This window comes from Microcoleus sp. PH2017_08_TRC_O_A, assembly GCF_020738665.1.
Classification (GTDB): domain Bacteria; phylum Cyanobacteriota; class Cyanobacteriia; order Cyanobacteriales; family Microcoleaceae; genus Microcoleus.
In genome coordinates, this window is record NZ_JAEQCE010000116.1 from 1 (window position 1) to 12,262 (window position 12,262).

Here is a 12,262-nt window from a genome sequence, read left to right on the forward strand (position 1 = left end):
AAATTTGCATCTACTCAAATTAGTTAGGTGAAAACCAGTTTCCTGTAAGTCACTTCTGCTGAAATTTGCCCCAGTCAAATCCGCTCTGCGAAAGTTAGCCCGCCACAGACAAGCTCCGCTCAGGTTCGCCCCACTCGAATCAGCATCTTCAAAATGCGCGTATGCCAAGTCGAGGTCGCTCAAATCTGCTCCACTAAAATTGATTCCTTGTCCGTAAAAAACTAGCCGTTGCAAGTCACTTTCCCTGAAGTTAGCCCCACTCAAGTTTACTCCACTAAAGTAACCATCCTTACATTGATCGCCGGTCAAGTTCACTTTAATTAGAGAAAAGTCTCTCTCCCCAGCGTCATAGCGCCTCAGCACTTCTTCAAACCACAACCTTTTTCTACTGTTGCATATTCTCATCCATTCTGCTTCTCGTTTTTCTTCTTCTTCTTCTTCTTCTTCTTCTTCTTCTTCGTTCATGACTTTATTCCTCGAAGCTGTTGACAATAATAAAAATGTTGATTCTACTAAAATAGCTTAATGTTTTAAAACTAGCAAATACTTACTTCGGGAGCAATTTTTTATCAACTCATGCCATAGTAGCTATGAATTAGTCTTCACTGTTCCCAATAGTACCATCGGGCATGATGGTATCTTTAAAGTGAGCATCTGTAAAAATAGCCATTTCAGATTTGTGACTTCTAATTTCATCCAGATCCAACTCAGTACCAAAAAAGTTAGTTCTCGTCAAGTCAGCCCGATAAAAACGAACGCTATCTTTAAACTTAGCATTCCTAAAATCACTATCGGTTAAGTTAGCATCACCAAAACTTGTCTCAATCATCTTGGCTCCACTTAAGTTTGCTCTACTCAAATTCGCGTCGTAAAACTTAGTCTCCTGCAAATCGGTTTGAGTCAAATTCGCCCCTGTCAAATCCGCTCTGCCAAAGTTAGCTCGCCACAGACAAGCTCCGCTCAGGTTAGCCCCACTCAAATCCGCATCTTCAAAATGTGCGCGGGCCAAGTCAAGGTCGCTCAAATCTGAGCCACTAAAATTGATTCCTTGTCCGTACAAAACCAGATGTAGCAAGTCACTTTCCCTGAAGTTAGCTCCACTCAAGTTCACTCCACTTAAGTAGCGCTCCTTAGATTGCTCGTCGCTCAAGTACACTTGAATTAGAGAAAAGTCTCTCTCCCCTGCCTCATAGCGCCTGAGCACTTCTTCTAACCACACCTGTTTTCTACTGTTGCATATTCTGATCCATTCTGCTTCTTCTTCTTCGTTCATGACTTTATTTCTAGAATCTGTTGAGAATAAAAATGTTGATACTACTAAAATAACTCAATCTTTGAAGGCTCACAAGGAAGAACAGCAAGCGCGGCTGGCAGCGGAGTCAGCTTTGCGATCGCTCTTAACTCAAGTTTTAAATTCTGGGATGAATCTGGAACAGGTGGCGCAAATGATGAATTTATCGACTTTGGAGGTGAGACGATTGGTTGGAGAAAACTTTTGAGTGCATTGACAACAGTAAGGTGCGCGGGAGCACCTTACTTGACAAAATATTAACAGTCAGCAGTCAAGAATTAATATCATGTCCCGTCGAACGACCATAATAAGATTGGTTTGTAGTGAGGACTTCAGTCCTCGGATTTGGATGCGGACTTGCATTCCTCACTACAAACCATTTTTAGGGCTGATAATTGACACGGTGTGACTAAAGTCTTCACTAGAAACGGTTTTTAGCGTAATTGACAGGGCATATAGCCTTTCTCAAAAAGATGAGGTATAACTGACAGCTCGATAACCGCTTAGACGTATAGGGCCCAAGCCCAACAACATACCTCATATGAGAGCTAGATTCGCTATAATATCAATTATTATTTGAAAGGCTTGTTAGTAGGTTTAAAACCTTGTTTTTGAAAATAGGTTTTAAATACTTCGTGAGCAATTGGTGCGGCCGAGACGGCACCAAATCCTCCGCCTTCGACTATAACTGCGATCGCAACTTCCGGCTTGTCAGCGGGAGCAAAACCCACATACATCGAATTGTCAGGATGACCTGGCATTTCCACAGTCCCTGTCTTGCCAGCACTTAAAGGAATTGTACCGTCATTCAGACCGCGGCCTGTACCCTTTTTCACCACGTCCATCAATCCTTCTTTAATCACCTTTAAAGTAGAAGGTTTAATTCCTGTGGGGATTTTTTTCGTGAGGGGTGTATTGGTTTGAGAAGCCAATAAGTGCGGCTGCACTCGATAACCGCCATTAGCAACAGTTGACACCATCACAGCCAATTCTAGGGGAGTACAAAGTACCAAACCCTGACCGATCGCCATTGTGACGGTATCGCCCACATACCAATCTTCCTTGTACATTTTCTTTTTCTCTGCTGGCGTGGGCACTTGACCGTGATTGGCGCCGTCTATCCCCAAAATATCTAAATTAATCGTCCCGCCAATGCCCATTTTAGACGCCCATTTCGACATTTGTTCCGGGCCTGCCGCCATGCCTACTTGATAGAAAAATGTATTGCTGCTAAAGGCCAAAGCATCGCGAAAACCGATAACACCTTGACCCGCGCCGTGTTCGTTGAAAGAAATGCCACCGATCGTAATTGAAGAAGATGATACTAAAGTCGAGTCAGGAGAAAACTTGCCCGATTCCATGCCGGCGACAGAAGTTACAATCTTAAAAGTGCTGCCGACTGGATAGCCTTGAACTGCCCGATTTAAAAATGGTTTTTCTGGCCCTTGCAGTCGATCCCATTCTGTTTGAGTCACCTTGCGGGTGAAAATGTTGGGGTCAAATGTCGGCCAACTAGCCATTGTTAAAAGCGCTCCGGTTTTCACGTCGATCGCTACAACGGCACCCAGGCGATCGCCCAAAGCTTTTTCGGCAGTTTTTTGCATATCTAAATCTAAAGTTAGCTGCACGGGTTTGCCGGGAATAGGCTCTTTTACGCCTAAATCTTGAATTTCCTCGCCCTTAGCGTTCACCTCGATCAAACGGTTCCCCCAAACGCCTTCTAAAGTTGGATTGGCTAACTTTTCAACTCCCATTTGACCGACGATCATCCCCATTGGATATGCAGGATTAGCTTTTAATTCGTCTAAAGTAGCTTCACCGACGTACCCCAAAAGGTGAGCTGCTAATTGCTGGTTGGGATTGTCGCGGCTCGATTCTACGCGAATTTCAACTCCCCGCAAAGTATTGCTTTGTTCTCCCAAAGCGACGAAAGTAGCGACATCGATATCTTTACTAATTCGCACTGGCAGGGCTGATTTGTAGCCGGCTACATCGATTTTTTTGATGATTTCGGTGGCGGGAAGTTTGACGATCGGGCTCAGTGTAGCCGCGACTTCTTGCCAATCCTTTGCCGATCGCTCTTTTGGCCACAAATACACCGATCGCGATACGCGGTTCGCCGCCAAAATTTTGCCGTTGCGATCTAAAATTTGACCGCGAGTCGCTGCGACTGAGACAGGGCGAATGCGGTTATTTTCCGCCCGCTGTCGGTTGTAGGCTCCCTGTACCAGTTGCAATTCGGCTAGACGAAACATCGGCATCGTCACTAATGTAGTGACGATCAGCATAAAAATCATCACTTGGAGCGATCGACTCCGTTGCTGTGCAGGATTGTCCGAGGTATTTTTGTTTAATCGGACTTTAGAGTTAAAAGAAAAATCGCTAGCCATATTAATTAATCTGCTCTTTGATTGAATTAACAGGCAGATCTAATTCTCATCCGGATTATTTCGGGGAGGATACAGCGATGACAACTTTTAGCTCTTTAGTGACCGACATAAATATGCCTATTGGCAGATACATAAATACGTAAAATCCCGTACAGTTCTTGTTCTACAATTTCCTATTTATTTTCCTATTAGCATAAATAATTGCTTGAAAGCCTCTGGGTTTGGCGTAGAAATTAAAATCAGACGATTCATTACTCCAATCCTCGGACTTCCAGGTAGAGGTTGCCCTCAAGCGGTCAACTGTCAACTAAGAGGGCTCTCACGGGGGCACTGCCCCTACAACAGATCAACTGTCAACTGTCAACTGTCAACTGTCAACTGAATGAACGACGCATAGGCTGTCACCTTAATATCAATTCCAGTAATATCTCCACCGACAACAACAGCCGTTGCTCCTAAATTCAATGCTTTTTGAGCCATGGAGGGCCCAGAGATTCCGCCTTCGCAGATAACGGGAATCTTGAGCTTTGCTACCATTTGCGCTAGCAAATCAAATCCGGGCGGCGAGAAACTTTCTGTTTGGGGTGTGTAGCCAAAAAGAGTAGTACCGACAGTATCTGCACCAGCTTCAGCAGCGGCGATCGCAGATTCTATAGTATCTACATCCGCCATGACTAATTTCCCTAATTCTTTGTGAATGCGATCGATTAACGTCTTTAAGTCTTCGCCAGCAGGGCGGTTTCGCAAAGTCGCGTCAATGGCGATAATATCTGCTCCTGCAAGTGCGATCGCCCGTGCGTCTTCAAACCGAGGAGTAATGTAAATCTCGCATCCCGCCAATTGCTGCTTCCAAATGCCAATTACGGGAGCCGATACCTGTTGTCGCACCGCTGCAACGTGAGCCGGGGTGTCAATCCGCACGCCCGATGCACCTCGATTGATGGCGGTGCGAGCCATTGCTGCAATCACGATCGGATCGTGCAGCGGCGAATCAGCAGGTGCTTGACAAGAAACAATTAATCCTGTGGGAATTTGACAGTTAATCATGGGGAATTGGGGAATGGGGAATGGGGCATGGGGCATGGGGCATGGGGCATTGGGCATCGGGCATTGGGCAGGGGGCATCGGGCATTGGGCAAACAGGGCATTGGGCTTTTTTTGTGATTTATTCCCTGTGTCCTATTGAACTCAAATAAGCGTTAAGTTTTGGTAGTAATTTATCGACAATTGGTTTGAATTTGCTTACTTCTTCGCTGGTGATAAGGTGTCTAGCATAGGCTAATCTTAACCAGTTTACGGTTTCGTACAAAGAGCCTCTGGCAATTTTTACAAAACGCCGATTATCTTGATCATTATAACGACCTCTTCCTTCAGCAATATTAGCACAGACACTATCAGCAGACCGAACTATCTGTTTGCCCATCGTATCTTTTGTGAAGTAATCCCATTTTTTAACAATCTCCCAAATCTGATTCGCCAAACTTTCCGCCAACTTATAAACCTCTAATTCCTCAAAATCAGGTCTTCCCATAATTACCTCAAAAACTCAATTATATTAAATGCCCCATGCCCCATACCCCATGCCCCATGCCCCATGCCCCATTATCCATTAATCCCGGCCATTAAAGAAAGAATTTTGTCAAGCAATTGCTCGGGGTGAATCGGTTTAGCCAAACAATCGTTAGCTCCCGCCGTCACAAAAGATATTTCATCTGCGGGAATTTCTTTAGCGCTTAAAGCCAGAATTTTGAGATTTTCAGTAGCGGGTTTTTGGCGAAGTTGTTGAATTATTTCGCAGCCGTTCATCCCGGGTAAACGCATATCCACAATCACAGCATTGGGCTGCAAAAGTTCAATTTGTTCTACCGCCGCCGAGCCTTCAATCATCCACACTACCTGCATTCCTGCGGCTGTCAGGATATCGCAAATCAGCATGGCAGTTTCTTCATCTTCTTCTACGAGGACGAGGCTGCCCCGCAAGGAGGAAGAGTGCAGCGGTAAAGATGAATTCGATTTTTCATATTTGAATTTTGTGGATTCATCTTTGCTTTTAGTTTGCATTGGTATAAAAACTGTAAAAGTAGAGCCAACATCAACTGTAGAGTTGACTTCGATCGCGCCGCCGTGAAGTTCTACTAATTGTTTAGTTAATGCCAATCCCAGACCTGTGCCGCCGTATTCGCGGCGGTATGGGGAATCTAACTGCTGGAATTTTTGAAACAAGAGCGATCGCTGATCTTCGGGAATTCCAATGCCGGTATCTTTGATTTGAAAAACAGCGGTGCTACCTGGGGGTGCAGTACCGGGCTGTCGCACTGCTGGCGTCCGAGTTTTATCTTCTGTCACCCACACTCGCAGGACGATTCGCCCGCCTTCGGGAGTAAATTTAATCGCATTTCCTAAAAGATTGAACAGAATTTGTCTCAAGCGGCGCGGGTCTGCGGTGAAGCGATCGCACTCTTGTTTGATCCGCTGTTCTTGCACGAGTTCCACGCCTTTAGCTATAGCTTTTTCTTTGAAGGCGTGCAGGCTCTGAGAAGCTAATTTAGAAATTGAAAATTCACTAATTTTTAATACTGCTTTTCCTGCTTCTACTTGCGATAAATCTAAAATATCGTTAATTAATTCTAATAAGTGGTCGCCGCTGTCCCGGATAGTTTGCAGGTACTGTCGCTGTTTGGCAATTGGTACTTCTTTGGTGCCAACTTTGCCGTAAGACCACCGCAGCAGCGTGTCCGAAATGCCGATGACGCAGGTGAGGGGAGTCCGCAATTCGTGGCTCATAGCTGCCAAAAATTCGCTTTTGGCGAGGCTGGCAGACTGGGCGGTAGCAAGGGCATCGCGCAGTTCTTGCGTTCGCTCTATGACGCGCTGTTCAGAGGTACACTTTTGCTGCTGGACTTCTGCATAAAGTTCGGCTTGGTAAATGGCGATCGCCAAATGTTCTGCTATTTGCCGCAAAAATGTTTTTTTGCTTTCTTCCCACTCGCACACAGTACACTGGTGGGCGATTAGCAGCCCCCACAATTCGTCTTGAACTACGATCGGTACTAGCAACTTCGCCCGCACCTTCGCCCGCCGCATCAACTCTAAAAAACAAGAGTGCGAAGAGTAAGTTATTTCCACATCAGTGACGCACAAAGCCAAACCTTTGCGATATTTCTCTCTGTCAATGACTCCATCGGGAAAACACTGGGCGCCTTCACTAAAATTCAGTACAGACGAGATAGCATCGCTGGCTAAAGCTTCGTAGGTAACGCGACCTAAATACAAGTAAGAACCGGGATTTTCTTTGACTTCGCCAGAAACCGCCATAGGTATTTCTTTACCTAATTCGGCATGGTGGGGGGCTGGCACTTTTTCAAATTGATAAATTAACAGGCGATCGACATCCAAAAACTCTCGCACTCTCGAAACTGCTTTTGACAAAATTACTGGTAATTCCAAACTCTGGCGGATTTGAGTTGTCACCTGATTCAAAAGTCGCTCTTGTTCTAGCTGCTGCTGCAAAGCATCTTCCACAGACTGACAAAATGAAATGCAGGGACTGGCAATTTGTAAGTGATTGACGGCTTCGGCAATCTGGTGGTGTAGCGTTTCTGGAGCGATCGGTTTTAACGCTGAGTTTCCCTCTATTTCTGTTGGGAGCTTTAGGGGCAGGGGACTGTTTTTGCTGGCATCGGTAGCGAGAAGATCCAGCAAATTTAGGGTGAATTCGCTTTGTAAAATTGCCGAGTTCGGCTGTATGTTCTTAATTGCTTGTTTGAGGGCGCGAATGTCAATTTGTCTTGGCGGTGCGGGCGTTATTTCTGCGAGTTTGTCTGCGAGGGGAGAGAGGAATTTGGCGATCGCCCCTGGATCGAAAGTCAAATCCACATTTAATTGCGAAGTGAGATGTTTTTCACTGTGTTTGCGTCCGTTTGTTGCCAACTCATCTAATGCCTCGCCCCGCAGCAGCGCGCTAAACCGAGCTGATACCACTGCTGCAAACCTTTGGGACGAGTTTCCTTCCCCATTTTCAGGATTGGCGATCGCATCGTCGGCGAGCCAAATCGCCCCCGGGAGTTCAGCCATTTGCTGTAACAACTGGTAAGCAGCCTCAAAGGTTGCGATCGGCAAAGTTCGATTTAAGGTTTTTGGTTTCAATCTAGGTATTTTCCCGGTTGTTTTAAAGGACAAAATATGAATGCCGCTGTTTTGGGGAGGGAACCAGGGGCGCAGCAGACGGGGCCGCTCCAAAAGACTTGAGATCAAAGAAGTCAGTCGATTTTAGATCTTAGATTTTAGATTTTAGATTTACTTGCAGCTTCGTGAATCACCGGAGCAGGAACTTCGAGCTAAGATTTTGGGCTGCTCGCAACTTAAGTCGCGCGCTTGTATCCGTTTTTCTGCGGTGTCGTGACTCAAATAACGTAGCCAGTTAAGGCTGAGGCTGGTCAACACAGCTTGCGAGATATTACTCTTACAAGCTCAGTTCTTTTAAGACTGGGTTGCTGACTACTTTAAACAATCTTAATCCAGTATAATATCAATATATAATTTGTTAACTTCTACTTAACACTATCCGGGTAAATGAGCAATCCAACTCAACTCACCCCCGATTTCACGATCGGACATCTGCCGTGTCACCACTTCCAAGTCAGTGCTGCAACTCCAGGACAGGTAGTGGCTCAAAGATTCGAGCAAGAACCAGACCTACCGGGAGTGATTATTACTCACGAATCACAGGTATTGGGCATGATTTCTCGCGTCAAATTTCGAGAACAAATGAGTCTCCCCGATCGCGTAGAAATTTACGGTCAGCATCCGATTCGAGCCTTGTTAGATTTTATGAGAATACCGCCTTTGCTGATGGAGGAAAACTGGAAAGTTGAGGATGCCGTACAAGCGTCTCTCAACAGGCATAAAGATTTAATTTATGAACCAATTATTGTGGTAATGGACAATCAGAGTTTCCGCCTTTTGGACGTTCGGACTCTGGTGATTGCCCAGTCTAAAATTTTAGCTCAAGCTAACAAGCTTATTCAAAAATACAGAGTAGAAAGACAGAAATATATGGGAATCATTCAACAAGAACAGGCAAAATTTTATGAATGCCAGGAGTTGCTAAAATCCCAACACCTTCAAGCCCAAGTATTGCAGAATACTCCGAGTCGCGAGCAAGTGACACTGGTCAAACAAGCTGAAGAAATTTCTCAAATAAATCAGCGATTTGTGAGGATTGCGAAGTTAATTTCTTCAGAAGGCCGCCAAGCATTTCAAGCTACTTTTCAAGGTGCTAATTCTATTTGCAATAATACACAGAAAATTTTGGGTATTAGCAAAGCAATAGCTAATGATTTAGAAACGGTTAACCGCACTTCCCGAACCATCGGGGAGGCGATCGAACAAGTCAGGCATTTAGCAGTACAGGTGGCTGTAGTTACCAATCAAATGGGAAATCAGCCCAGCGGTCTGAGCAAGGTGAGTTTGGAAATTGGCAGACTGGCAAGTAAAACTTTTGAATTGGGGACCCAAATCGAGCAAATTGCCAGCCGATTTAAACTTCGGGTTCACGAACTCACGGAGGCAGCAAGAGCGGGTGCTAATGTAGCTAAATCGGTGACCATCAAGATCGATCGTGCGGAAATGGCTTTGTTAGAGTTGGAGGAATTAATAGCGGAAAAAGATTTCAATTCACCGACCGCCATTAAAGAAAATTTGGGAGTTAAAAAAAGTGTTGTTGCTCATTCTTTAGTTAAAGATTTAGAAGACGCTGAAGCTGAAATTTCTGAATGGGAAGATATAGTTAAGCAGCAAGATTCATCGCAATATCTGATTCAAAAAATTCAGCAGGCGCTGAAGTCGAAAAAGCCCTAAAATTCTAGGGCTCATCTGATTTAACTTTTCGATATGTATAGCCTTTCTAGCTCTCATATGAGGTACGAATGGGCATGGGGCATGGGCCAAACAGGGCATCGGGCATGGGGCATAGGGCATAGGGCATGGGGCATGGGGCATGAGGCATCGGCCAAACAGGGCATACTCACTACGCTTGAGAACCGCTATATAGGAGAAGGAGAAGGAAAAAGGAAGACGCCTTGAGTTATCGTCGTGATATCTGGAAAAAAGCTCGTGTTTCAAGAACTTCATAATCGTCGGGGCGGTTGGTCTGAAAAAATAAAAAGTAACAATTTTACAATTTGCACAATACTATTTGTTTGAAGGAGGTTAATACGAATAAATTAAGAGTTAGGCAACGCTATTTGCATCACAAGATTTTGATTTAAAGTCACAAGAATTGGTCAAATAACAGGCTAGGCTTATGAAAATTTTGCTAGTAGAAGATGACACAATTACAATCAATTTGCTGACCAGAGCGCTGAATGCTCATAATTACAATGTGAATACGGCGGAAGACGGCGAAACAGCCTTGCAGTTGGCACAAGCCTACGATTACGACTTGATTGTTTTGGATGTGCTGATTCCTAAACTCGACGGTATTAGTTTGTGTCGGGAATTGCGATCGTCCGGCTGCCAAATGCCGATTTTATTGCTGACAGCGCTAGATAGCAGTAACGATAGAGTTCAAGGTTTAGAAGCGGGTGCAGACGATTATGTGGTGAAACCCTTTAATCTCCAAGAATTAATTGCTCGAATTCGGGCTTTGCTGCGCCGGGGTAAGGCAAGTTTGTCGAGTACAAGTTTGACTTGGGAAAAACTGCAAGTCAACCCGGATACTACGGAAGTAACTTATGGCGAAAAAGTTCTGCATTTGACTCCCAAAGAGTACAATCTGCTGGAACTTTTTCTGAGAAATCCCCGGCGCATTTTCAGCCGCAGTGCCATGCTCGATCGCATTTGGTCGGCTGGCGAATTTCCTCAGGAAGAAGCCGTTACCGCTCATATCAAGGGGCTGCGGCACAAGCTGAAAGCAGCCGGGATGACTGTAGATTTAGTGGAAACGGTGTATGGATTGGGCTACCGGCTCAAAAGTCTGCCGGAGGAGATTGAGAGTCCAAAAGTTGCCCGGGATACGGCAGAAACTGCTAAAAGTCAAGAAAATGTACCTGCTGAATCGATCGCACACAGCCAGGAATTAAGCAACGATGAGCGCCGCCTCCAAGTCCTGAGTGTGGTTGCGGAAATTCGGGGCAAGTTAAAAGCTAATTTTATCGAAAAGGTGGTGATATTCGATCGCGCGATCGCCCAACTGAAAACCGGAACCTTGGATAACGAACTGCGGCGGGAAGCCCAGGAGCAAGCTCACAAATTAGTCGGTTCTTTGGGAACTTTAGGGCTGCCGAAAGGTTCGGAAGTTGCGCGCAAGATCGAACAGTTGTTCAAGGCCCAAAACATCTTTAAACCGGGGATTGCTCAGCAGATTGAGGAATTTCTGCATTTGCTCAAACAGATATTCGATCGCCCGCCGGAACCTGAAAGCGAGCTGGTTACTGCGGTTTCCAAAAAGCGCCGCATTCTGATCGTTGATGATGATACTTTGCAGAGCGATCGACTAAAAGCAGCAGCATCCGGTTCGGGCTTTGAGATAGAAGTTGCCACATCTGGGCAATCCGCAAGAAGCGCGATTTCTCAACAGCCTCCCGACGCGATTTTACTGGATTTGACATTTTCCAGAATTCAGGAAAACGGACTTACTCTCCTAGCCGAGCTCCGCACTGAAAAACCTGATATTCCAGTGATGATTTTTAGCGGGAACAATCAATTGAGCGATCGAATTGAAGTTGCTCGTTTGGGAGCTTCCGGCTTTTTACACAAATCTATCTCCCCAGCAGATATACTCAAATCAGTCGCCCAGGTTCTCGATCAAACAGGCGCTGCTGAAGCCAAAGTTATGGTAGTAGACGATGATGTGCATCTATTGGCTGCGCTGAAAATGATTCTACAACCTTGGGGATTGCAAGTCACAACATTAGAGCGGCCCGAAAAGTTCTGGGAGGTACTCGAAACCACTTGTCCAGATTTACTAATTTTAGATGTGGAGATGCCTGGTTATAGTGGTATCGAGCTGTGTTTGGCGGTGCGGAACGATTTGCGCTGGAGCAAGCTTCCCGTGCTATTTTTGACTGCTCATTCTGAGTCGGAAATAGTGCGTCAAATGTTTGTCGCGGGTGCTGATGACTACGTGAATAAGCCGATCGTGGAACCGGAATTAATTGCTCGCATCCTGAATCGTTTGGAGCGGACTCAACTCCGACACAAACTTGCTCTGACACAGTTGACAGTTGACAGTTGACAGTTGACAGTTGACAGTTGACAGTTGTCACGAAGGAAGAAGGAAGAAGGAAGAGTTGACAGTTGACAGTTGACAGTTGACAGTTGACAATCAAAAATCTTCAATCCCCAATCGAAAATCCAAAATCCAAATCTTCAATCCCCAATCGAAAATCCAAAATCCAAAATCCAAAATCGTTTGACAGTTGACAGTTGACAGTTGACAGTTGACAGTTGACCGCAAGAGGGGGATCTGGCCTCAACGGTAAACGATAGATACAAAAGTTGTTAGGCGATTGTTGACACCTAATGATGCAGCGGGCGTCCGAAACGCCGGTAAGCTTTCGCCAAAACTTGGGATTATTAA

At 45.3% G+C, this 12,262-nt stretch carries 9 protein-coding genes; 3 read left to right on the forward strand and 6 right to left on the reverse strand.

The features are described from left to right. A partial coding sequence (locus tag JGK22_RS29390; RefSeq protein WP_293208666.1) for a pentapeptide repeat-containing protein occupies positions 1-465 on the reverse strand: 465 nt, incomplete at its 3' end. Positions 466-595: 130 nt separating this feature from the next. After that, on the reverse strand, positions 596-1,273 hold the full coding sequence (locus JGK22_RS29395; protein WP_293208668.1) for a pentapeptide repeat-containing protein: 678 nt from the start codon (positions 1,271-1,273) through the stop codon (positions 596-598). Between JGK22_RS29395 and JGK22_RS29400 the strand changes: the two genes are divergently transcribed. Next, positions 1,272-1,499 (forward strand): hypothetical protein, encoded by a 228-nt coding sequence (locus tag JGK22_RS29400; RefSeq protein WP_293208670.1) that lies wholly within the window; start codon positions 1,272-1,274, stop codon positions 1,497-1,499. The genes JGK22_RS29395 and JGK22_RS29400 overlap by 2 nt on opposite strands. Positions 1,500-1,863: 364 nt before the next feature. Here JGK22_RS29400 and mrdA read toward each other — a convergent pair whose 3' ends face one another. The 4 genes from mrdA to JGK22_RS29420 form a co-directional block, all read right to left on the reverse strand. Continuing rightward, positions 1,864-3,681: a penicillin-binding protein 2 gene (mrdA, locus tag JGK22_RS29405; protein ID WP_293175558.1), complete on the reverse strand. Its 1,818-nt coding sequence runs from the start codon at positions 3,679-3,681 to the stop codon at positions 1,864-1,866. Between the two features lie 360 nt (positions 3,682-4,041). Then, positions 4,042-4,728: an N-acetylmannosamine-6-phosphate 2-epimerase gene (locus JGK22_RS29410; RefSeq protein ID WP_293175844.1), complete on the reverse strand. Its 687-nt coding sequence runs from the start codon at positions 4,726-4,728 to the stop codon at positions 4,042-4,044. 118 nt (positions 4,729-4,846) lie between these two features. Further along, positions 4,847-5,212, reverse strand: a complete 366-nt coding sequence (locus JGK22_RS29415; RefSeq protein ID WP_293189812.1) for a four helix bundle protein — start codon at positions 5,210-5,212, stop codon at positions 4,847-4,849. Positions 5,213-5,283: 71 nt separating this feature from the next. Then, positions 5,284-7,827, reverse strand: coding sequence for a GAF domain-containing hybrid sensor histidine kinase/response regulator (locus JGK22_RS29420; protein ID WP_293175562.1), 2,544 nt, complete (start codon positions 7,825-7,827; stop codon positions 5,284-5,286). 426 nt (positions 7,828-8,253) lie between these two features. On the opposite strand from JGK22_RS29420, the gene JGK22_RS29425 reads away from it, so the two are divergent. Both JGK22_RS29425 and JGK22_RS29430 read left to right on the forward strand, forming a co-directional pair. Beyond that, positions 8,254-9,540 carry a chemotaxis protein gene (locus JGK22_RS29425; protein ID WP_293175564.1) on the forward strand — a complete coding sequence of 429 codons (1,287 nt, stop codon included), beginning with the start codon at positions 8,254-8,256 and terminating at the stop codon, positions 9,538-9,540. A 445-nt stretch (positions 9,541-9,985) separates the two neighbouring features. Then, positions 9,986-11,917, forward strand: a complete 1,932-nt coding sequence (locus JGK22_RS29430; RefSeq protein ID WP_293314313.1) for a response regulator — start codon at positions 9,986-9,988, stop codon at positions 11,915-11,917. The last annotated feature ends 345 nt before the right edge of the window (positions 11,918-12,262 follow it).